Here is a 20,231-nt window from a genome sequence, read left to right as displayed (position 1 = left end):
CGAACGTTACTCTTTCATTTTGATATGCGAAATACCCACTGACCCGTAGAACGGCTGAAATTGTAAGCAAATCTGACCAGTTACGGCCATTTGGTTGCGCTAACAGGCCCATTAGAGGGGCCATACGTGCCAACCAGCCCTACCAAGTGCCGCCAAAGCAAGTTAACGATTCGCGCCATGCGATCCCTGTTTTCAAACCTGCGCCAACGCCTCTCGCCCAACTACGGCCAAAAGCTGTTCTTGCTGGCGACCGTGCCGTTGTTGCTTTGTGTGACCATCATCACATTGATCGTGGCAGGCCAATCGCGCCAGTTGGCGGAACGCGAAATCCGCGCGCTCGAAACCCAATTGATCGACGCAAAACGCGCAGAGCTTCGCAACTATATGTCACTGGCACGGACCGCTTTTGTGAACATATACGGGCGCGCCGCCCCTGATGACGAACAAGCCAAGCTTGAAGTCACCCGCATCTTGTCCGCGATGATCTATGGACAGGACGGATATTTCTTCGTGTTCGACTACGACGGCAACAACCTTGTGGCACCACGCCAAACAGACCTGATCGGTGAAAACTGGTCAGGGCTTCAGGATCGAAACGGGGTGATGATTACCGATGAAATAGTTCGCCTTGCACGTTCGGGGGGCGGCTACCATGAAATCGACTGGCTCAAGCCCTCCACCGGCGAAGCAGCCCCGATGATTGTTATCGTCAGCGGCTTGCAAGATTGGCGGTGGGCCATCGGCACAGGGATTTTCATCGACGATGTTCTAGAAACTGTTGCTGCCGCACGTGCAGACGTTGAGGCCCGCATCCAACAGACCACCTTTTACATTCTGCTGGTGACGATTGCCGCGCTGATCATCGTCTTTGGATCAGGGATGATGTTCAACATTCGTGAACGCCGCCTAGCGGATGCGAAACTCAAACAGCTGACCGAGCGCATTATCGATACCCAAGAAGAAGAACGCAGCCGCGTGGCCCGTGAACTTCACGACGGGATCAGCCAGATCCTTGTGTCCGTGCGCTATGCTCTTGAACTGGCCCGCCGTCGTTTGACAAAAGGCGATGATCGCGCGGGCGAAAGCCTTGATAAAGGGATCGATAGCCTTGGGGGCGCGATCCAAGAGGTGCGCCGCATCTCACGGGACTTGCGCCCTGGTGTGCTCGATGACCTCGGGCTTGGCCCAGCGCTTCAGTCGCTAACCAGTGAATTCAGCACGCGAACTGGGATAACCGTTGATTTTGAAACAGTCGTGTTTCGCGGCCGCTTGGACGAAGAAGGTCGCATTGCACTTTACCGTGTTGCACAAGAAGCCCTGACCAATATCGAGCGCCACGCCGGTGCCAGCGAAGTCGCCCTCACCCTGACCGGAAGCCGCAAAGGGGCCGTAATGCGCATTTCTGACAATGGTCGCGGCATACCACAAGGGCGCAGCAACAATCCGGGACTGGGCCTACGCAATATGGCTGAACGCATGGAACAGCTGGACGGCTCCTTGGAAATCACATCTTCGCGCACTGGGACCACGATCCTTGCTATGATACCACTTAGCCACATGTTGCGCCCCACCACAGCAACCACGACAGACACAGGACAGACACCGACATGACCGCGCTTTCATCGCCCGACCTTACCACCCCGACCCGCGTTGTGATCGTTGATGATCACCCCATGGTCGCTGAGGGCATTCAAGCCATTCTTGAAACCTACGATGATCTGGAGATCGTTGGCGTGCTCAGCAACGGTCAAGACGCAATCGACCAGGTACAGGACCTGTCGCCCGACGTGATGTTGCTTGACCTGAACATGCCCGGTGTAAGTGGTCTTTCCGCGATTGAGATCATCCTTGAACGTAGACCCCAGACACACATCCTTATTCTGTCTATGCACGATAGCCCTGAATACATTTCCACCGCATTGAACCACGGCGCAAAGGGCTACGTCCTAAAAGACGTACCGACGGAAGAAATCAAGACTGCGATCGATACCGTTCTAGGCGGCGGCGAGTACCTGTGCACTGGCGCGCGCGGCTCACTCAAACCACGCACGACCGATGGCCGCGAACCACTGACATCCCGCGAGCAAGAAATCCTGCTCGAACTGGCGCAGGGCAAGTCCAACAAAGACGTCGCCGAGGGGCTCCATATCTCCGTGCGCACGGTGGAAACCCACCGCAAGAATATCAAACGCAAACTGGGCATCAGCAGCACCGCAGGACTGACCCGCTACGCAATGGAACATGGCGTTCTGCAAGGCACTGGTCGTTTGGGTTAATGAATTAGTAAAGAATGTTCTCGTCTGTAAGGTCCGACAGCAATACGTTTTCCAGTGTTAGTTCTGACGCACCATGCGAGAAGTTTTCATAGGAGATTACGACGTCTCTACCGACTTGTGAAAAGCTTGGTGTATAAGATTCTGCACCGTTCACAGACAGGTAGACCGTTTCGAGGTCAGCCTCAAAATCCTTAAGAACGTCAGTACCGCCACTGAAGTAAAACTCATCCACGCCTTCGCCACCAGAGAGCACATCATCCCCACTCGCAGCATATAGAAGATCCTTGCCGCTGCCGCCGTAAATGAAGTCATTCCCAGCTTGTCCCTCTAAGGTATCGTCGCCCGAGCCCCCCTTCAGAGTATCATTTCCGGCGCCCCCATAGAATTTGTCGTTTCCAGAAGCGCCTTGAAGCAAATCGTTGCCTTTGCCCCCGATCATAATATCGCTACCTGCGTTGCCACGTATCACGTCGTTCCCGTCTCCGCCTGATATATAGTCCGAGCCCTGACCACCGCGCAGATCGTCGTCGCCTGTGCCGCCCCAAATTCGATCGTTGGCATTTCCGCCGAAAATCAGATCGTCGTCAGCGCCGCCAAATATTTCATCGCTATTGTCCCCGCCGTGGATGTAGTCATCACCATTGCCGCCCTCGATAACGTCAACACCAATGTTACCGAAAATGCTGTCATCGCCGTCCCCGCCATCCAACAAGTCCGCGCCGTTACCGCCATAAATTAAATCGTCGCCAGCGCCACCGTCGATGGTGTCCTTGCTGCCATTGCCGCGCATCACATCGTCAAGGTCAGTTCCAATCAGATCATCGCGCCCCCCGTCCCCGAAAATCGCCAGACCAGCATCGGGGTTAACCACGGTATAGCCCTCTACTTCGTTTGTGTTGAAGCTTGGATAGCTCCCTCCAGACGACGGCAACACTGTCACTTGAAAAACACCGCCTCGATAGAACTCGTACTCGACCGCCGGGCCCTGTGGAGTCAGCGCGACATTCAACAGAGACCCATCGGCGACACCGGGGCCAGCGCCCACGATGAGGACTTCATCATCTATAATGATCGCGCGATATAAACGGTGAACGCCCGTTTCTGAATTTGGGTACCCAGTCGGATCAACGAAGAACAAAACCAGTTCCCCGCTTGGTGCTGTCACAATGGCAGTCTGCACCATTGTTCCCAGCGCAGTACGTTCAGCAATATAGGTGTCAAAAGGCGTCATAATGCCCCCCAAGGCAGATACAAAAAACAGAATTAAGATGTGCAGGAACCAGTCAGATGCACAACCTAGAAGTGGTGTGGGACGTCAAAATATCTTTAATTTCCAACAATGGACGACTTCACACTCCATTGCGTCCCAATTCGAAACAATCCAATTCCTGAACCGGTCCAGTAAAACGCCAAACCTCCCCTATCAGCGTCAATGCCCAAACGGCTGTGATGTTTCCAATATATCGCGCCAGCCCCCTCCCATTTTTGTCAGTACAATTTCGTTTTCTGGCCCTACTTGAGATCAGTCGCTTTAACAAAATTACAAAAACCCACCCTCAAACGACATTTTTGCGATTCCGACTGTTGACGCCCCTGCGCCACAACGGCATAAACCGATCAACGCAAAAGGAGACTCGAATGCCTTGCATTCTTCTAGTGGTGATTGAGACGCGCATGGGCCTGTAAAGGTAGACCATATTGGTTCCCATGCGCCTCCGAAACTTCGGGGGCTTTTTTATGCGACATGATAACGAACGACGCTGAAACAAGGATACAAAGACAATGTCAGCTAAGACGATGACCGGTGCGAAAATGTTGGTTCAAGCTTTGATTGATCAGGGCGTGGACACAGTCTTTGGCTATCCCGGCGGCGCTGTCCTTCCGATCTATGACGAGATTTTCCAGCAAAATTCGATCAAACACATTCTGGTTCGCCATGAACAAGGTGCGGTTCACGCCGCCGAAGGCTATGCACGTTCAACCGGAAAACCGGGCGTTGCTTTGGTAACGTCTGGCCCCGGTGCCACGAACGCGGTTACCGGCCTAACGGATGCCCTGCTCGACTCCATTCCAATCGTCGTTCTGACGGGTCAGGTTCCGACGTTCATGATCGGGTCCGATGCATTTCAGGAAGCCGACACCGTTGGCATCACCCGCCCCTGCACCAAGCATAACTGGCTGGTGAAGGAAACTGACGCTTTGGCTGGAACAATTCATGAAGCGTTCCATGTTGCCACGAGCGGCCGTCCCGGCCCTGTGCTGATCGACATCCCGAAAGATGTTCAGTTCGCATCTGGCACGTATTCCAAACCGGCACCGAAACAGTCCCACTACCAACCACAGGTTAAGGGCGACATCGAAGGTATCACCGATCTGGTTGCCGCTTTGGAAAAAGCCAAGAAGCCGCTGTTCTACACAGGTGGTGGCGTCATCAACTCTGGTCCGGCGGCGTCACAGCTGTTGCGCGAGCTGGTTGGCGCAACGGGCTTCCCGATTACATCTACACTAATGGGTCTGGGCGCTTATCCTGCATCTGGCGACAACTGGCTGGGTATGCTGGGTATGCACGGTCTATACGAAGCCAACATGGCGATGCATGACTGTGATCTGATGATCAACATCGGCGCACGTTTTGATGACCGTATTACCGGCGTGATCGACAAATTCAGCCCGAATTCGATCAAAGCCCATATCGATATTGATCCAAGTTCGATCAACAAAGTGATCCGCACCGACATTCCCGTGATCGGCGACGTCGCCCATGTTCTTGAAGACATCCTGAAAGTCTGGAAATCCCGCGGTCGTAAGACCAACGCAGAAAGCGTCGCAAAGTGGTGGGAACAGATTAAGACTTGGCAGAAAATCAATTGCTTGGCCTACACGCAAGAAAAAGAGACCATTAAACCTCAGCACGCGTTGGCGCGTCTTGAAGCCCTGACAAAGGACCGCAAGGATCGCTACATCACCACCGAAGTTGGCCAGCACCAGATGTGGGCTGCGCAATACTTGGGCTTTGAAGAACCGAACCATTGGATGACGTCTGGTGGTCTGGGAACGATGGGCTACGGCCATCCAGCGTCTATCGGTGTGCAGATGGCGCACCCTGATGCGCTGGTTATCAACATTGCCGGTGAAGCAAGCTGGCTGATGAACATGCAGGAAATGGGTACAGCCGTTCAGTACCGCCTGCCCGTCAAACAGTTTATCCTGAACAACGAACGATTGGGCATGGTGCGCCAGTGGCAGGAATTGCTGCACGGTGAGCGCTATAGCTCAAGCTGGTCCGAAAGCCTGCCTGACTTTGTAAAGCTGGCAGAAGCCTTTGGTGCCAAGGGTATCCTGTGTTCCGATCCCGCCGATCTGGACGATGCAATCATGGAAATGCTGAACCACGACGGCCCCGTCTTGTTTGACTGCCTCGTTGAGAAACACGAAAACTGCTTCCCGATGATCCCATCGGGCAAAGCCCACAACGATATGCTGCTGGGCGATGCGGAAACCCAAGGCGTGATCGACGCTAAGGGTTCGGTGTTGGTATGATCTCATGGGGCTGATTTCAGTGTCTCATTTGGACGTCCCTCTAAGTTGGAACATCTCGATGATGGGCCAGCTCAGAACCTTCGCGAAACCAACTCAATGCGAATCGGACCCACTGTGGCAGGATGTCTTTCTTCCTTACGAGATCGGGCTTCGCGCAATTCACGCTGACACAATGTCTTTGGACACATTGGCTAGCTTCTTAGCCCTGCTTGAAAACTTCAAAGACTCGGCAGAGCTTTCACAAAGCGAACGCAAACACGTAGCTCAGGTCATCATTGAACTCAAAACTGAACTGAATGGGAGGACATCATGAAAGTTCAAATGCCATTGTCGCTTCTCGCATTCCTTACCCTCTCAGCCTGTTCCGGCGAGATCGTCGCAAGCGCCATGCCCGGTGAGGCCATCACTGTAAACGGCAACGCCTTTACGGTCAGCCAGACCGACCGCGGCGTGACTGTGCAGAACTTCGAAACCGGCCGCACCAATCCGGCCGTATTGATCGTCAACGCAGGTCTTGCAGCAGAACGTGTCACCGGTTGCACCGTCGAAGACATCGTCAAAGACGGTATCACAAACACCTATTATGCCTCTATGGCATGCCCCGAATAAGGATCTCACCATGTCCCCTCTAAACCTCAAAAAAGGTTCCACCTCTCATTCGGCATACAACCTGCGCCCGAACTTTTCAGACGTAGAAGAACGTCACACGCTGGCCGTTCTGGTCGAAAACGAACCAGGTGTTCTGGCCCGCGTCATCGGTTTGTTTTCCGGTCGTGGCTACAACATCGAAAGCCTGACTGTCGCAGAAGTCGACCACACAGGACATTTGTCCCGCATCACGGTCGTAACCACAGGTACCCCGCAGACGATCAACCAGATCACTGCGCAATTGGGCCGCATCATTTCCGTTCGTGAAGTTCATGATTTGACTGTCGAAGGCAAAGCGGTCGAGCGCGAACTGGCCCTGTTCAAGGTCCAAGGCAAAGGCGATGACCGCGTCGAAGCCCTACGTCTGGCCGATGTATTCCGTGCAAATGTCGTGGATTCCACGCTGGACAGCTTTGTGTTTGAAATCACAGGCGACGTGGGCAAGATCGATGCCTTCGCCGAGCTGATGCGCCCGATTGGGCTGGTCGAAATGGCCCGTACCGGCGTTGCCGCCCTGTCGCGCGGCGGCAAATAAAGGCACCTTCCCCGATAACAACACTGTTGGCGGCCCCCGCCAGCAGCTGGTTTTCGAATCTCCCCCAATTAAAAAAGCCCCCCGACCACACAGGGCCGAGGAGCAAGTGCACATCACGTTTGGGGGACGTGACCTGCCGCATCATGACAAAATAGCCTGATGCAAAGGGATAAGGGAGGGTGAGTTGTAAGCTGTGCCCTATTCCATCACGGGCAGCAGACCCGCGCCCTGAGCAGCTTCCACTTCGGCCATATCCAAGAGGCCATCGCCTGTTGTATCGAGCTCGGTAAAGGACTCTGCGGTGACGTCGGGATAAATCGTGCTCACTTCGGGGAAGCTGTAAAAGCCGTCGCCGTTCACGTCGATGTTGGGATCAACATCCTGTGCGAAGGCAGATGTGCCTACAATGGTGACAAGTGCAATTACAGAACTCGATTTGGTCAGTTTTAGCATTTGGTGTCTCCTTTGGACATGTTGGAACACATAAGGTCGTGTCCCGTGCCATCGGTGTAATCAGGCCCTCAGTGTGATGCGATCTCAGCGGTTGGTGTGAGCCCATTTGTGCGAACCCGCGCGTGTTTTCCTGTTTCGCTTCGGCGGTCCAACGCCGCATTGCAGCACTGCGCATCTCCTAGCCGATGTCGCAGGTGTGTTCTGGCAATTCGTCGCCCAGATGCCCCTTATGTGTCGCGGTGAGAAACGTGAATGTCGCCAAATCACACGACTCTCCAAGAAATAGCGCTCACACTAATCTCATCAGGAAAGGACATGTCATGGCCAAGGATCACGCCACAGACGATTTAAACGCAGTGCGCCGCAACGTGGACACCGCAAACGGTCTTCCCAATGAACACTACACAGATCCGGCCACCTTTGACGCCGAAGCCAAAGCGGTTCTGCATAGCTCATGGGCGGGGCTGGCTGTCGGCGCGGATGTGCCCGAGAACGGTGACGCCAAACCGATGGAGTTTTTGGGTATTCCGCTGTTGTTGTTGCGTGACAAGGACGGCGATGTTCGTGTGTTCCAAAACATCTGTCGCCATCGTGGCATGATCCTTGTTGATGCCGCGCGCAAAATCGAAGGCGCTATTCGCTGCCCCTATCATTCATGGTGTTATTCAACCAAAGGCGCGCTCGTGTCGACGCCCCATGTGGGGGGGGCCGGACATAATACCCACGACGCCATCGTCAAAGAAGACCTCGGGTTGATCGAAGTGCGCAGTCACATCTGGCGGGACGTTGTTTTTATCAATCTGGACGGCCAAGCCGAACCTTTTGAGGTGGTGAACGCCGACCTGATTGCCCGATGGCACGAAAACACGGCACCCTTATATCACGGCGGAGATGACAGCGCCTTTGCTTTGGACGTTCAGTGCAACTGGAAACTGGCTGTCGAGAATTTCGCCGAAAGCTATCACCTGCCGTGGATCCACCCCGGTTTAAACAGCTACTCGCGGCTGGAAGATCACTACAATATCGAAAAGCCGATTGCCAACACATCAAGCGGTGCGTTTAGCGGTCAGGGAACGCTCGTCTATCGCCAGCTAACGGCGGAAGATGGCACGACCTTCCCTGACTTTGAGGGCCTGAGCGACAAATGGAATGAAGGCGCGGAATACATCTGCCTTTATCCCAACGTGCTTTTGGCAGCGCAGCGCGAACATGCCTATGCGATCATTCTGGAACCGATCGCGCGGGATCGCACAATTGAGCACGTGCACCTTTACTACGCATCTCCTCAAACGGATGACGACCTAAGGATGCGCAACACCGCGCAGTGGAAAGAGATTTTCGAAGAAGACATCAGCGTGGTCGAAGGAATGCAACGCGGCCGCGCAGCCCCTGGGTTTGATGGTGGACGATTTTCTCCAGCAATGGACGGCCCAACCCATTGTTTTCATGATTGGGTCGCCGCGAAAATGGGCGCGACTGCTGACGGATGAGCAAACTGGACGCCCAGCTTCTGGCGGCGCACGCGCAAGATGACAAAGCTGCGCTGGTTTCGTTATACGAACAAGCCGCCGATGAAGCGGTCAGTCTTGATGGTGCGTGTTTCTACCTGACCCACGCCTACGTCTTTGCGCTTGAGCTGGGCCATAAGGATGCTCCCCACCTTCACGCCCGTCTTGCAATGCACGGTCGTGTCTAGATTTTAGGCGTTTGGGAGCCAGCGCCCGTCGTGCGGGCTCCCCCGAAGTGTATTTGGAACAATGACAGGGGATGGCGGGTTTTCCTTTTGGCAATCGCCGCTTAGGTATGGGTCACAACAATGGATCAGGACCAAATATGCCCCGTAATATCATAATCGACACGGACCCCGGCCAAGACGATGCGGTCGCGATCCTGCTGGCGTTTGCCTCACCGGAAGTGAACGTGTTGGGTATTACGGCAGTTGCAGGCAATGTCCCGTTGCCCTTGACCCAAAAGAACGCGCGTATTGTTTGTGAACTTGCGGGCAAACCTGAAACACTGGTCTTTGCGGGTTGTGATGCACCCATGGGCCGTAAGCTGGTCACCGCAGAACATGTGCACGGAAAAACCGGCCTTGATGGGCCGCAACTAAATGATCCTGTTATGCCGCTTCAGGACCAGCACGCCGTGGATTGGATCATCGAGACGTTGCGCGCGGCGCCTGCCAATTCGGTGACGCTCTGCCCACTTGGGCCGTTGACGAATATCGCGACAGCGTTGCAACGGGCCCCAGACATTATAAATGCGATTGAGGAAATCGTCCTTATGGGCGGTGGTTATTTCGAAGGTGGTAACATCACCCCTGCCGCAGAGTTCAATATTTATGTCGATCCACAGGCGGCGGATATTGTGTTCCGCGCGGGCGTTCCGCTAACAGTCATGCCTTTGGATGTGACCCACAAAGCGCTGACCACGGCCGATCACATCGCAGGCTTTCGATCAATGGGTACTCATGTTGGCGATATGGTCGCGGCGTGGACGGATTTCTTTGAACGGTTCGACAAAGAAAAATATGGCTCTGAGGGCGCACCGCTGCATGACCCGACGGTCATCGCCTACCTTATCAAACCAGACCTGTTCACCGGCCGACATATCAATGTCGAAATCGAAACAACGTCTGAGCTGACAATGGGCGCCACAGTTGCCGACTGGTGGCGTGTCAGCGACCGCGCCCCGAATTGCACCTTTATGGGAGATCTGGACGCGGACGGCTTTTTTGATCTTCTAACGGAACGCTTGGCGCGGTTGGGTTAACCCATCCGTTCCGACGCGAAAGACCCCGGGGATGCGGGGAACACGACCGTTTTGCTGCCGTTTATAAACACGCGGCGGTGAATGTGGGCGTGAATGGCGCGCGCCAGTACCGAACTTTCAACATCGCGGCCCAGTGACACGTAATCATTTGGCGATTGTGCATGGGTCACGCGCACAATGTCTTGTTCGATGATTGGGCCCTCGTCCAAGTCAGCCGTCACATAGTGTGATGTCGCACCAATCAGTTTCACGCCGCGCTCGTACGCCTGTTTGTATGGGTTCGCACCCTTGAAGCTTGGCAAGAATGAGTGGTGGATGTTGATAATTTTACCGGACATTTTCTGGCACATGTCATCTGACAGGATTTGCATGTAGCGGGCCAGAACGATCAGGTCGGCCTCGGTGTCTTCAACCACAGACATAATCCGTGCTTCAGCCTCCGGCTTGTTTTCTTTCGTGACTTTGATGCAGTGGAACGGGATGTCGTTGTTTACGACGACCTTTTGGTAATCCATGTGGTTCGAAATCACAGCAACGATATCAATCGGCAACGCGCCGATGCGCCAGCGATACAACAGATCGTTCAGGCAGTGACCAAAGCGTGAAACCATGATGATCACTTTCATCTTCACGGCTTCGTCGTGGAATTCATAAGTCATATCAAACGGCGTCGCGGTGCTTGCAAAATCCGCTGCCATCTTGGCCAGATCAGCACCCTCGCCCGTTTCAAAACTAACGCGCATAAAGAAGTTGCCAGTCTCTTGGTCATCATACTGCGCTGAGTCCGTAATATTGCAGCCCTGATCGGCAAGGTAATTGGCGATAGCAGCAACAATTCCACGGGTGGATTGGCAAGTGACAGTAAGGGCGTAGGTGCTCATGAACGTATCCAGTCGAAGAAAGAGGAATAGTGTCTATAAGGGCTTGTTTCCGACGTCTTTGACCGCGTCAAGGGAGATTGGCGCAGCCATGCCCTGGAATCCTTTTAGATGGCTCAATTTCGCAATGCGGTGGCGCAAAAATAAGCGCCGCTTGGCCTAGGCAAACGGCGTGTGGCCCTACCCATTTGCCCCGTGAGGCACTAGATACGTTTCGAACAGACAAAGGCGCCGATATGACCACCGCGATCCACCTTGCTGCGCCCGATGATGCGCCCCGCCTTCTCAAGCTGATCGGGGACTTTCACTCCGAGGTCGGGATTGACCGAACGGATGAACAACGCGAAGCGGCATTAATGCCGCTGCTACAGGGGTCACCCTTGGGTGCTGCGTGGCTGTTTGGCCTCGCCAAAGCACCCACGGGCTACATCATTATCACGTTTGGCTGGTCCATGGAGATGGGCGGCATGGATGCCTTTGTGGATGAGCTTTACATCCGGCCCAACGTGCGAAAACGCGGGATCGCCTCCGAGGTTCTGTCCGAAATCGCCAAAAGCCTAAGCGACGTCGGTGTAACGGCGCTTCACCTTGAAGTAGATCGCGATGACGAAGCCACTCAGCGGCTGTATAGCCGCGCCCATTTCAAAATGCGCGATCGCTATTCCCTGATGACCCGCGTCCTCTGATCAAAGGTGCTAACATGTCCCTGACCCTGCCGTTTGACACCACATACCTGACATTGCCGGACCGGTTTTATTCCAAGCACGCCGCAACACCTGTCAGCGCGCCATCTCTTATTGTGTTCAACCATGACCTCGCTGCTGAGTTAGGAATTGATACGTCCGATATGAGCGACGAAGACGCCGCCGATATCTTTTCGGGTAACGAAGCCCTTGCGGGATCGACCCCGTTTGCGCAGGTCTATGCAGGCCATCAATTCGGCGGCTTCTCACCGCAACTCGGGGACGGTCGCGCGCTGCATCTAGGCGAAATCGATAGCCCGTTGGGGCGCGTTGATATCCAGCTAAAGGGATCAGGCCCGACACCTTATTCGCGTAACGGTGACGGACGCGCATGGGTTGGCCCAGTGCTGCGCGAATACTTGATGAGCTGTGCTATGCAGGCCCTCGATATACCGACCACAAAAGCACTCGCAGCGGTGCTGACGGGCGATCCCGTCTTGCGCGAACAAGGTCCGCTGCCTGGGGCTGTTTTGACCCGCGTTGCGTCCTCTCACATCCGTGTTGGGACATTCCAGTATTTCGCCGCACGCAGTGATGTGGACGGGTTGCGTGACCTGATGACCTACACGATCCAGCGCCACTACCCCACAGCGACTGGCCCGACCGACCTGATCAAACAGGTCATGCAGCGTCAGATAGAACTGGTCGCCAAATGGATGTCTGTCGGCTTTATCCACGGGGTGATGAACACGGACAACGTTTCGGTTGCAGGGGAAACCATCGACTATGGGCCCTGTGCCTTTATGGACAACTACCACCCCGATACGGTGTTCAGTTCCATCGACCGTCGCGGGCGGTATGCCTATAGCAACCAAGGCCCCCTAACCCATTGGAACCTTGCGCAGTTTGCGACGTCTTTGGTGGCCCTTATGCCAGATACCGATTTGGCGATTGAAGAATTCACAGCCCTTTTGAACACATTCCCCGATTTGTTTGAGGCTGAATGGGCCAAGGTTTTCGCACCCAAACTGGGGCTAGCGCCCAGTGACGAAACAACGGCGCTGGTGAAAGAGCTGCTGTCCCTTATGTCTGAGGCGAACGCGGACTTTACCAATACATTTAACGTGCTGGATCAAACGGAAAAGACATTCCCCGACTGGTACGCCAAATGGCGCGCGGCAGGACCGAATGATGATGTGTGGAAAGCCACCAACCCACAGGTGATCCCACGCACCCACAAGATCGAACAGGCCATCACGGCAGCCACGGCGGGTGATTTTGCGCCGTTCCACACGATGCTCGCCGCGCTCAAATCGCCTTTCACGCCGAACGCCGACTTTGCGACCCCGCCCGAGGAAGACGAAAAAGTTCGTCAGACCTTCTGCGGCACCTGAGTATTCGGGCGGGATTACTCGCCCAACTTCCAGTCGCCGTCGGGCCAAAATGCGTGAAAGGCAAAGGCGAACATCACGTCATGGGCCAGATCATTGCCCGCAGTGTCGCGCACCCGCACAGTCCCGACATCGCGCCCGTCCCCGATTGTTTGGGAATCCAGCGCCGACGCTTGACCAGCGGTCCAGCTGAGCACAACGCCACCCTCTTTGATCTCTCCCACTTGCGCGATACGTGTCATTGGCCATGCGGCATCGCCAACGCGTACAACGCGGGCAAGGGCCGGAATGTCATGGGGCGGCAATTCACCAGAAAATAGAAACGGCCGATGTGAACTGTCATACTGCACATAAGGATTGGCCCCGTAATTGCGCCGCTGGTTCGGTTCATCCATCACAAGGCCGTCACGGTTTCTCTCTTTGAACTCTCCCCAGCTTTCCATCCAAGACGGCAGAGTTTGAAGTTCTGTGCCAGTTAGATCACCAACGATGGCCTCACCGATGGCTTGCTGCCACCAGCTTTCGGTTTCGCGGTCAAACATGATCATATCCGAGTTGCGCAACTTGCCCGACACGCCAAACGTTAACACCTGCCCATTCACACGCCGATCAAACGTAATGCCAGAATTACACAGTGGGCAGAACGTGACCGCGATCGGCAAACCGCGCACATCATCGTTCACGATTTCATGCCACATCAAATATCGGATCGGGTATGCGCGAGGTGTTTCGCCCTGCAATTCCAATGTGATTACTGGTTCGCGATCCATCAGGCGATCCTCATCAAAGACATCAACGAAGGACGGATCATCCAGCGCCGGAATACCGTCACGCGGCGGCCCTCCCGACAGGATTTCAACCCAACTCTCAACGCTGGTGACGTCAAAGTTGGTATTGGGCCATTCATGGCGCCAGAATTCAGGGCTAGCCGAGGCAAGATTGGCAATCAACGTAAAGATAAACGCGAGACGGAACATGGCGGCTTTCCTTATTAGGGTGCCCCCAAAGTAAAAGGGGCCACGCATCGCTGCATAGCCCCTCTACAAGAATGTGATGCTGCGGTTACTCGGTAACGCGCACAGCAACCATGTGATCAGGTTCGCCGATCACAGCGCCGTTGGACCCGCGGCCCAACTTGATCTGATCAACAACGTCCATGCCAGACGTCACTTCGCCAACAATCGTGTATTGACCGTCAAGGAACGCGCCGTCTTCGAACATGATGAAGAACTGGCTGTTCGCGCTGTTTGGGTTCTGGGACCGCGCCATGCCGACCATGCCACGGGTGAACGATTTTTCTGTCGTTGCCTCAAGGGCGATATCGTCAAGGTCAGACCCGCCTGTGCCAGCCCGTTGCATGTTGAAATCATCAGCGGTGCTGTCGCCAAACTGAACATCGCCCGTTTGCGCCATGAAGCCTTCGATCACGCGGTGAAACACCACGCCGTCGTATTGGCCATCAGCCGCCAGCGCGGTGATTTGCGTAGCATGCAGCGGTGCAATGTCTTCGAACAGATCGATAACGATCGTGCCATTGGCGTCGCCAGCGACATCAATCTCGATCCCGCCCGCATGGGCCGCGCCAGCTGCCAGCAAGGATGCAATGACTGCGCCCTTAAACATCTGCGGCAACTTTCACAGAGATCATGCGGTCAGGATACATTGGTGGTTCCCCCTTAACGATCGCGTCGACGTGTTCCATGCCGGAAGAAACCATGCCGTAAACAGTGTATTGGCCGTTCAAGAAGTCATTGTCTTTGAAGTTAATGAAGAACTGGCTGTTTGCAGAATTCGGGTTCGCAGAACGCGCAGCGCCAAGGGATCCACGGGCATGTGGGATCTTAGAGAATTCAGCTGGAAGATCAGGCTTGTCGGAACCGCCTGTACCAGCACGACCGATGTTAAAGTCGTTTTCCATGTTGCCGTGCTCAACGTCGCCCGTCTGCGCCATGAAGCCGTCGATCACACGGTGGAATGCAACGTTGTCGTATGCACCTTCGCGCACGAGCTCTTTCATGCGTTCAACGTGCTTTGGCGCGACGTCTGGCAACAGATCAATCTGTACGGTTCCGCCTGCCAGTTCCATCAGGATCGTGTTTTCTGGGTCTTTGATATCAGCCATCTGTCGGCTCCTTAACGAATTGCGTTGCGCAGTTACCTAGTGCGCCTGCGCGAGGATTCCAAGACACGGTTGACCCCTCGCCGCTGATTGCGCATGAACAAGCCAACAAAGCTAGGAGAGCATCATGGGCTGGAACACACTCGACGACATGGATTTGGCAGGCAAAGTTGTGCTGACGCGGGTGGACATCAACGTCCCCGTTGAAGACGGCAAAGTCACGGATGCAACCCGCATTGAGCGGATCAAACCGACAATCGACACCATTCTAGCCGCAGGCGGAAAAGCAGTCATGCTCGCCCATTTTGGTCGCCCGAAAGGTCAATATGTTCCTGAGATGTCTTTGCGCGTAACAGTGCCAACCTTGGAAAAGGTTTTGGGACGTCCTGTGACCTTTATCGAAAAGCCAGATCGCGCTGCCATTGACGCAGCCCCTTCGGATGCTGTGATCCTAATTGAAAACACACGGTTTACGTCGATGGAAACCGACAATGATCCAAAAATGGCCGGTTTCCTGGCCTCATTGGGCGATATCTACTGCAACGACGCGTTTTCAGCCGCCCACCGCGCCCATGCCTCAACCGAAGGCGTCGCTAAGTTGCTGCCAAACTGCGCAGGCCGCTTGATGGCGGAAGAACTTGGCGCGTTGGAAAAAGCGCTCGGAACACCGGAACGCCCCGTCGTGGCAGTGGTTGGCGGGGCCAAAGTCTCTACCAAGCTCGATCTGCTCGGAAATCTGATTTCAAAAGTCGACGCCATCATCATCGGCGGCGGCATGGCCAATACATTCTTGGCCGCGCAAGGTGTCGATGTCGGCAAGTCCCTGTGCGAACACGACCTCGCGGACACGGCCCGCGATATCATGGCCAAGGCCGAGGCCGCTGGCTGTCAGATTGTCCTGCCGGTCGACATTGTCGTGGCTGCAGAATTCAAAGCGAATGCCGCTAACGAAGTCCTGCCTGTAGACGCCTGCCCTGCCGACAAGATGATTTTTGATGTCGGACCGCAATCCAGCAAGAACATCGCTGCCGTCATTCAATCCGCCAAAACTCTGATTATGAATGGCCCTTTGGGCGTGTTTGAACTTGAGCCGTTCCAGAAAGGCACGTTCGAGCTGTTGGACGAAATTGCGCGTCAAACAAACGCCGGCGATTTGATTTCCGTTGGTGGAGGGGGTGATACCGTCGCTGCGATTAATATGTCCGGCCACGGTGAAGACTTTACATATATTTCAACCGCTGGCGGTGCATTCCTAGAATGGATGGAAGGCAAAACCCTTCCTGGTGTTGCAGCTTTGGGCGGATAATCAACGCAAGGGGCTGAAATACTAGTATGTTAGCGCAACCGTTAGCGTAACCAGAATTGAAGGCCCCTCAGACGTCCCTTATGGCGGTTGTAACGCAGCCAAAAGGGACAACCCAAATGACCGACGCGACACACCAAGCCATGACAGACCAAATCCGCAAGGGCCAAGGCTTTATTGCGGCGCTCGATCAATCGGGTGGTTCAACGCCCAAAGCGTTGAAAGCTTACGGTGTGTCCGAGGATGCCTATTCAAACGATGACCAGATGTTTGATCTGATCCACGCTATGCGCGCCCGCATCGTCAACGCCCCTGTGTTTAGCGGCGACAAAGTCATCGGCGCGATCCTGTTTGAAATGACTATGGACCGTGAAATATCCGGCAAACCCTCCGCCGCCGCCCTTTGGGAAGACAACGGCGTCGTGCCCTTCCTCAAGATTGACAAGGGACTTGAGGCAGAGGAAAACGGCGTACAAATGCTGAAAGATATCCCAAACCTTGACCACCTTCTGGAACGTGCAAAAGCCCAAGGCATATTTGGCACCAAGGAACGGTCTGTCATTCATGCAGCCAATCAGGCAGGCATCGACGCTATCGTGGCACAACAGTTTGAATTGGGTGCGCAGGTTTCAGGCCACGGCCTCATGCCGATCCTAGAACCAGAGATCAACATCACCATCGCGGACAAGGCAGAAGCCGAAGACATGTTGCGCGACGCCATTCTGCGCCACCTTGATGCCCTGCCCGACGGCCAGCAGGTCATGCTGAAACTCAGCCTGCCTGAAAAGCCCGGTCAGTATCAGGTCCTCGTGGATCACCCCGCCTGCCTCAAGGTCGTGGCGTTGTCTGGTGGGTATTCCCGCGAAGAGGCCAACGACCGCTTGGCCAAGAACAGCGGCGTCGTGGCGAGCTTTAGCCGCGCACTAACCGAGGGTCTGTTCGCCCATCAAGACGATGGCGAATTCAACGCAACGCTGGGCCGCACGATCGAAAGCATTCACGCCGCATCAATCGCGTAATTGCCGATAAAGTACCGAAAATAATGGGATCCCCTACATAAAGGGGATTCCCAAGACGAATCAGATGTGCGATTCTCTGCCATACACGGTTCAAAAAGAAACCGGTGCAATGAGGCAGAGACATGTTACGAGCGAAACGCGCGCCAATGGGCGTCCTTCTCTATTTTGCAGGCACTTTGATGCTCGGCTTGTATTTCACCTTTGCCGCCGTGCAGGGCGACTATGGTATTTTCAAGCGTGCAGAGATCAATGCAGAAAACCGCGCGTTGACGGCTGAACTTGCGGTGCTTCAAGCAGATGTTGCGCGGATGGAAAACCTGACCCGTCGCCTCAGCGATACATATCTTGATCTTGATTTGCTCGACGAACAGGCCCGCGACATGCTGGGCATGGTGCGCGCAGACGAGATTGTTATTCGCTAAAACTACCGGCGAACGTCGCACGTATTCGTCGCGATACCACTCGTTTTCTTAACCCCTACAACTGTGCCACAACAGTTAGTGCGGACCTTCAGGCAGAGTATCTCAGACCAAATGCCATCGTTCAAAGAACCGCGCACCGATTTCTGCTATGCGGGACTTTCTTGCCATCGGCGCTACTAGCGTTGTTACCTATAGTCGACAGGGTCGAAACGGATGAAAAACGTTAGGATGAGAGAATTTTCATGAACGGCTACTCTGGAGTTTTATATGTTCTACAAATCGCATTGATCGAGATCCGGGCTACAGAAAACCTTAAAAAGGCACGTATATTTGCGGATGTCGTTCACAACGTGCCGAGCATGATAATGGCGGACATCGCAGAAGAAGAAATCGCCAAAAAGGTAATGCTCAATGCAAATCGACAAGGTGTGGGCGACTACTTTTCAAAGCTCTTTGCAAAGGCAAAGACCTAATAGGTTCGGGCTCAATGCTGACGTTCGCTGCGCGTGCAAACGGTTATAATGGCAAGGTAGCAGAGCTCAAGTTTGGCTATGCCACCTTGCCGTCGTAGGTGTCGTTCAGTTTAACGATTGATTTGGGTTGCAGTGGTCGGAACTCCACGAGAACCAATCACCGAGATTAAGCCTAATCCATTTCAAGAAGTCAGATACTCCTATGGATCGCTAGACATCCAAACATGGGGTTTCGAGGCCACGTGTTCTCCTGCGGCGGTTGATGAAGCCGAGGCTGGTTAGCGCCGCTATAAGAAGAGGAAAGGACGCCGGTACGGGGACAACATTAAGTGTCTGGTTGTTCCTTAGAACCGAAAAATTATGGACGTACATATCCCAAGATATGAATTCGCCTCCTTCCACTGTTTCATAGTTCAGGCCCCCTGAAAAAGTCGATAACGATACCAGACTTCCGACGGTTGCCTCGCCTTCCATATTAAAATCGCCCCAAGACGTGAAGCCGGCTCCGTCTCCGAAGGAAAATGCGTCGTTATCCAAGCGTCCATATGCGTTGCTGCAAGAAAAGCCGCCTATGGAGCAAGGATCAAGCTGCCCACTTTGCTCGTTAAATTCAGCAGTAAAAGAAATCTCTTCCCCAATGCTGAACCGCGTGTGCGGCTTTGTAATTCCCCAAATATCGTTTCTCAAATCCAGAAAATCGAACTCAAGGTTATCCGCAGGTGTGTCACCGTAAATGGTGACATTGGAAAACCCGATAGACTCTACTTTTAGGTCCAGATCCAGAGTGCCGATTGGCGCAGCAACACTCGTGCTGCCCCACAAACACATCGTCCAAACAATCAACGATCGGTGCATAACAATTACCTCAAACAGTTGGTTTTCATAACAGCACCATTCTACCATAGATTGAATTTTATCGGCGCGTTAACTTTTCAGTCGGCAGTTCTCCGCACATTGGCAGTCACGCCAATCGTATTGAGCAGCCATCCGAAAACAGCGTTGCGTTAGAACAGGCTGAAAGAGGCCTTCGCCGCGTCGCGCAAGAAGGTTAACTTTTCTATTTGGGGTCAGTTTATTACGTGGAAGTCAAAGTCAGCTGACGTTCAACACCTATTCGTAGAACTTCGGGTGAAACGATACGTCGCCAATTGGGACATCCTCGAAACCAATAATTTGCAAATGCTTTGACGGTTTACCTTTAACGGTTGGCCCTTGTTCAGCAACAAACCCAAGGCGCCCGTAAAAACCCGGATCGCCCATTAGAACGACGCCACTGCGCCCATAAGCCGAGCCAATCGCAACCGCGTGGTTCACCAAAGCAGATCCAATACCCTGCCCCTGCCGATCCGGCCGCACAGAGACTGGACCAAGGCCAAGGCACTTCTCATCCCCGATCTTGGCGGGGGACAGGGCCACATGACCGATCACGGTCTTGCCCTCAACGGCAACTAAGGACAGCACCAGCGCGCCAGCATCTCGTAGCTTTGCGGGAAGTTCAGCCTCGTCGCCGTCAGCGTAGGCTTTGCCCTCAAAGGCGGCTCGTGTGACTTCCGCGATTGCGGCAACGTCTGCGTCTTTTTCTTGTCTGATATTCCATTTCATGCCCTAATCCTGTCGCTCCTATGCACTGGACGCAAGGCAGGAAATCACGCGAACCCTGCCCCAAGGTCATTTTGGCAGTCGATTTTTGCGTTTCGGTCCTGTAGGAGATAGTTTAAC

General features: G+C 54.2%; 22 protein-coding genes. 14 read left to right on the top strand and 8 right to left on the bottom strand.

Features of this window, described 5'->3' with window-relative positions; translation table 11 throughout:
* Nucleotides 1-177 precede the first annotated feature (177 nt).
* Together L0666_RS01125 and L0666_RS01120 are read left to right on the top strand one after the other, a co-directional pair.
* Nucleotides 178-1,611, top strand: coding sequence for a cache domain-containing protein (locus tag L0666_RS01125; protein ID WP_235257265.1), 1,434 nt, complete (start codon nucleotides 178-180; stop codon nucleotides 1,609-1,611).
* On the top strand, nucleotides 1,608-2,276 hold the full coding sequence (locus L0666_RS01120; RefSeq protein ID WP_235257263.1) for a response regulator transcription factor: 669 nt from the start codon (nucleotides 1,608-1,610) through the stop codon (nucleotides 2,274-2,276). Before L0666_RS01125 ends, L0666_RS01120 begins: the two co-directional genes overlap by 4 nt.
* Before the next feature lie 4 nt (nucleotides 2,277-2,280).
* Here L0666_RS01120 and L0666_RS17220 read toward each other — a convergent pair whose 3' ends face one another.
* Nucleotides 2,281-3,507, bottom strand: coding sequence for a calcium-binding protein (locus L0666_RS17220; RefSeq protein ID WP_272492148.1), 1,227 nt, complete (start codon nucleotides 3,505-3,507; stop codon nucleotides 2,281-2,283).
* Between the two features lie 551 nt (nucleotides 3,508-4,058).
* On the opposite strand from L0666_RS17220, the gene L0666_RS01105 reads away from it, so the two are divergent.
* The 3 genes from L0666_RS01105 to ilvN all read left to right on the top strand — a co-directional run bounded on the left by L0666_RS01105 (nucleotide 4,059) and on the right by ilvN (nucleotide 6,999).
* Nucleotides 4,059-5,816, top strand: coding sequence for an acetolactate synthase 3 large subunit (locus tag L0666_RS01105; RefSeq protein ID WP_235257261.1), 1,758 nt, complete (start codon nucleotides 4,059-4,061; stop codon nucleotides 5,814-5,816).
* Between the two features lie 309 nt (nucleotides 5,817-6,125).
* Nucleotides 6,126-6,425, top strand: coding sequence for a fimbrillin family protein (locus L0666_RS01100; RefSeq protein WP_235257259.1), 300 nt, complete (start codon nucleotides 6,126-6,128; stop codon nucleotides 6,423-6,425).
* Nucleotides 6,426-6,435: 10 nt separating this feature from the next.
* Nucleotides 6,436-6,999: an acetolactate synthase small subunit gene (gene ilvN / locus L0666_RS01095; RefSeq protein ID WP_235257257.1), complete on the top strand. Its 564-nt coding sequence runs from the start codon at nucleotides 6,436-6,438 to the stop codon at nucleotides 6,997-6,999.
* Between the two features lie 198 nt (nucleotides 7,000-7,197).
* Here the strand turns inward: ilvN and L0666_RS01090 are convergent, their stop codons facing one another.
* The gene (locus tag L0666_RS01090; RefSeq protein ID WP_235257255.1) at nucleotides 7,198-7,452 is read right to left on the bottom strand and encodes an EF-hand domain-containing protein; all 255 of its coding nucleotides are present in this window, start codon (nucleotides 7,450-7,452) and stop codon (nucleotides 7,198-7,200) included.
* A gap of 320 nt (nucleotides 7,453-7,772) precedes the next feature.
* Here L0666_RS01090 and L0666_RS01085 point away from each other — a divergent pair, with 320 nt between their 5' ends.
* The 3 genes from L0666_RS01085 to L0666_RS01075 all read left to right on the top strand — a co-directional run bounded on the left by L0666_RS01085 (nucleotide 7,773) and on the right by L0666_RS01075 (nucleotide 10,224).
* The gene (locus tag L0666_RS01085; RefSeq protein ID WP_235257253.1) at nucleotides 7,773-8,942 is read left to right on the top strand and encodes an aromatic ring-hydroxylating oxygenase subunit alpha; all 1,170 of its coding nucleotides are present in this window, start codon (nucleotides 7,773-7,775) and stop codon (nucleotides 8,940-8,942) included.
* Entirely contained in the window at nucleotides 8,939-9,148 is a 210-nt protein-coding gene (locus L0666_RS01080) for a hypothetical protein (RefSeq protein WP_235257251.1), read from the top strand. The genes L0666_RS01085 and L0666_RS01080 overlap by 4 nt, the downstream gene beginning before the upstream one ends.
* Nucleotides 9,149-9,285: 137 nt before the next feature.
* Nucleotides 9,286-10,224 (top strand): nucleoside hydrolase, encoded by a 939-nt coding sequence (locus L0666_RS01075; RefSeq protein WP_235257249.1) that lies wholly within the window; start codon nucleotides 9,286-9,288, stop codon nucleotides 10,222-10,224.
* On the opposite strand, the gene purU is transcribed toward L0666_RS01075, so the two are convergent.
* Nucleotides 10,221-11,105: a formyltetrahydrofolate deformylase gene (purU, locus tag L0666_RS01070; protein WP_235257247.1), complete on the bottom strand. Its 885-nt coding sequence runs from the start codon at nucleotides 11,103-11,105 to the stop codon at nucleotides 10,221-10,223. The genes L0666_RS01075 and purU overlap by 4 nt on opposite strands.
* Nucleotides 11,106-11,338: 233 nt before the next feature.
* Here purU and L0666_RS01065 point away from each other — a divergent pair, with 233 nt between their 5' ends.
* Both L0666_RS01065 and L0666_RS01060 read left to right on the top strand, forming a co-directional pair.
* Nucleotides 11,339-11,788 carry a GNAT family N-acetyltransferase gene (locus L0666_RS01065; RefSeq protein WP_235257245.1) on the top strand — a complete coding sequence of 150 codons (450 nt, stop codon included), beginning with the start codon at nucleotides 11,339-11,341 and terminating at the stop codon, nucleotides 11,786-11,788.
* A 14-nt stretch (nucleotides 11,789-11,802) separates the two neighbouring features.
* Nucleotides 11,803-13,179, top strand: coding sequence for a protein adenylyltransferase SelO (locus L0666_RS01060; protein ID WP_235257243.1), 1,377 nt, complete (start codon nucleotides 11,803-11,805; stop codon nucleotides 13,177-13,179).
* Between the two features lie 14 nt (nucleotides 13,180-13,193).
* Here the strand turns inward: L0666_RS01060 and L0666_RS01055 are convergent, their stop codons facing one another.
* The 3 genes from L0666_RS01055 to L0666_RS01045 all read right to left on the bottom strand — a co-directional run bounded on the left by L0666_RS01055 (nucleotide 13,194) and on the right by L0666_RS01045 (nucleotide 15,298).
* Nucleotides 13,194-14,153 carry a DUF3179 domain-containing protein gene (locus tag L0666_RS01055; protein ID WP_235257241.1) on the bottom strand — a complete coding sequence of 320 codons (960 nt, stop codon included), beginning with the start codon at nucleotides 14,151-14,153 and terminating at the stop codon, nucleotides 13,194-13,196.
* An 85-nt stretch (nucleotides 14,154-14,238) separates the two neighbouring features.
* The gene (locus tag L0666_RS01050) at nucleotides 14,239-14,799 is read right to left on the bottom strand and encodes a peptidylprolyl isomerase (RefSeq protein WP_235257239.1); all 561 of its coding nucleotides are present in this window, start codon (nucleotides 14,797-14,799) and stop codon (nucleotides 14,239-14,241) included.
* On the bottom strand, nucleotides 14,792-15,298 hold the full coding sequence (locus L0666_RS01045; RefSeq protein WP_235257237.1) for a peptidylprolyl isomerase: 507 nt from the start codon (nucleotides 15,296-15,298) through the stop codon (nucleotides 14,792-14,794). The genes L0666_RS01050 and L0666_RS01045 overlap by 8 nt, the downstream gene beginning before the upstream one ends.
* A gap of 124 nt (nucleotides 15,299-15,422) precedes the next feature.
* On the opposite strand from L0666_RS01045, the gene L0666_RS01040 reads away from it, so the two are divergent.
* From L0666_RS01040 to L0666_RS01025, 4 genes are all read left to right on the top strand, one after another.
* Nucleotides 15,423-16,601 (top strand): phosphoglycerate kinase, encoded by a 1,179-nt coding sequence (locus L0666_RS01040; RefSeq protein WP_235257235.1) that lies wholly within the window; start codon nucleotides 15,423-15,425, stop codon nucleotides 16,599-16,601.
* A 116-nt stretch (nucleotides 16,602-16,717) separates the two neighbouring features.
* A complete protein-coding gene (locus tag L0666_RS01035; protein WP_235257233.1) occupies nucleotides 16,718-17,617 on the top strand; it encodes a fructose bisphosphate aldolase in 900 nt (299 codons plus the stop codon).
* A 122-nt stretch (nucleotides 17,618-17,739) separates the two neighbouring features.
* A complete protein-coding gene (locus L0666_RS01030) occupies nucleotides 17,740-18,039 on the top strand; it encodes an FtsB family cell division protein (RefSeq protein WP_216037210.1) in 300 nt (99 codons plus the stop codon).
* A 242-nt stretch (nucleotides 18,040-18,281) separates the two neighbouring features.
* Complete coding sequence (locus L0666_RS01025; protein WP_235257231.1) at nucleotides 18,282-18,512, top strand: hypothetical protein; 231 nt, start codon at nucleotides 18,282-18,284, stop codon at nucleotides 18,510-18,512.
* A 210-nt stretch (nucleotides 18,513-18,722) separates the two neighbouring features.
* Here L0666_RS01025 and L0666_RS01020 read toward each other — a convergent pair whose 3' ends face one another.
* Together L0666_RS01020 and L0666_RS01015 are read right to left on the bottom strand one after the other, a co-directional pair.
* Complete coding sequence (locus L0666_RS01020) at nucleotides 18,723-19,367, bottom strand: VPLPA-CTERM sorting domain-containing protein (RefSeq protein WP_235257229.1); 645 nt, start codon at nucleotides 19,365-19,367, stop codon at nucleotides 18,723-18,725.
* Between the two features lie 255 nt (nucleotides 19,368-19,622).
* Entirely contained in the window at nucleotides 19,623-20,114 is a 492-nt protein-coding gene (locus L0666_RS01015) for a GNAT family N-acetyltransferase (RefSeq protein WP_235257227.1), read from the bottom strand.
* Between the last annotated feature and the right edge of the window lie 117 nt (nucleotides 20,115-20,231).

The sequence above is a fragment of the Octadecabacter algicola genome, from assembly GCF_021532625.1.
GTDB classification, from domain to species: Bacteria; Pseudomonadota; Alphaproteobacteria; order Rhodobacterales; family Rhodobacteraceae; genus Octadecabacter; species Octadecabacter algicola.
Note: the sequence above shows the minus strand (reverse complement) of the source record. Positions and strands in the feature narration are given on the sequence as shown.

Excerpts from the sequence above, each read along its gene's own strand:
- L0666_RS01125 (WP_235257265.1), top strand. The coding sequence starts at position 178 with ATGCGATCCCTGTTTTCAAACCTGCGCCAACGCCTCTCGCCCAACTAC.
- L0666_RS01120 (WP_235257263.1), top strand. The coding sequence starts at position 1,608 with ATGACCGCGCTTTCATCGCCCGACCTTACCACCCCGACCCGCGTTGTG.
- L0666_RS17220 (WP_272492148.1), bottom strand. The coding sequence starts at position 3,507 with ATGACGCCTTTTGACACCTATATTGCTGAACGTACTGCGCTGGGAACA.
- L0666_RS01105 (WP_235257261.1), top strand. The coding sequence starts at position 4,059 with ATGTCAGCTAAGACGATGACCGGTGCGAAAATGTTGGTTCAAGCTTTG.
- L0666_RS01100 (WP_235257259.1), top strand. The coding sequence starts at position 6,126 with ATGAAAGTTCAAATGCCATTGTCGCTTCTCGCATTCCTTACCCTCTCA.
- ilvN (WP_235257257.1), top strand. The coding sequence starts at position 6,436 with ATGTCCCCTCTAAACCTCAAAAAAGGTTCCACCTCTCATTCGGCATAC.
- L0666_RS01090 (WP_235257255.1), bottom strand. The coding sequence starts at position 7,452 with ATGCTAAAACTGACCAAATCGAGTTCTGTAATTGCACTTGTCACCATT.
- L0666_RS01085 (WP_235257253.1), top strand. The coding sequence starts at position 7,773 with ATGGCCAAGGATCACGCCACAGACGATTTAAACGCAGTGCGCCGCAAC.
- L0666_RS01080 (WP_235257251.1), top strand. The coding sequence starts at position 8,939 with ATGAGCAAACTGGACGCCCAGCTTCTGGCGGCGCACGCGCAAGATGAC.
- L0666_RS01075 (WP_235257249.1), top strand. The coding sequence starts at position 9,286 with ATGCCCCGTAATATCATAATCGACACGGACCCCGGCCAAGACGATGCG.
- purU (WP_235257247.1), bottom strand. The coding sequence starts at position 11,105 with ATGAGCACCTACGCCCTTACTGTCACTTGCCAATCCACCCGTGGAATT.
- L0666_RS01065 (WP_235257245.1), top strand. The coding sequence starts at position 11,339 with ATGACCACCGCGATCCACCTTGCTGCGCCCGATGATGCGCCCCGCCTT.
- L0666_RS01060 (WP_235257243.1), top strand. The coding sequence starts at position 11,803 with ATGTCCCTGACCCTGCCGTTTGACACCACATACCTGACATTGCCGGAC.
- L0666_RS01055 (WP_235257241.1), bottom strand. The coding sequence starts at position 14,153 with ATGTTCCGTCTCGCGTTTATCTTTACGTTGATTGCCAATCTTGCCTCG.
- L0666_RS01050 (WP_235257239.1), bottom strand. The coding sequence starts at position 14,799 with ATGTTTAAGGGCGCAGTCATTGCATCCTTGCTGGCAGCTGGCGCGGCC.
- L0666_RS01045 (WP_235257237.1), bottom strand. The coding sequence starts at position 15,298 with ATGGCTGATATCAAAGACCCAGAAAACACGATCCTGATGGAACTGGCA.
- L0666_RS01040 (WP_235257235.1), top strand. The coding sequence starts at position 15,423 with ATGGGCTGGAACACACTCGACGACATGGATTTGGCAGGCAAAGTTGTG.
- L0666_RS01035 (WP_235257233.1), top strand. The coding sequence starts at position 16,718 with ATGACCGACGCGACACACCAAGCCATGACAGACCAAATCCGCAAGGGC.
- L0666_RS01030 (WP_216037210.1), top strand. The coding sequence starts at position 17,740 with ATGTTACGAGCGAAACGCGCGCCAATGGGCGTCCTTCTCTATTTTGCA.
- L0666_RS01025 (WP_235257231.1), top strand. The coding sequence starts at position 18,282 with ATGAACGGCTACTCTGGAGTTTTATATGTTCTACAAATCGCATTGATC.
- L0666_RS01020 (WP_235257229.1), bottom strand. The coding sequence starts at position 19,367 with ATGCACCGATCGTTGATTGTTTGGACGATGTGTTTGTGGGGCAGCACG.
- L0666_RS01015 (WP_235257227.1), bottom strand. The coding sequence starts at position 20,114 with ATGAAATGGAATATCAGACAAGAAAAAGACGCAGACGTTGCCGCAATC.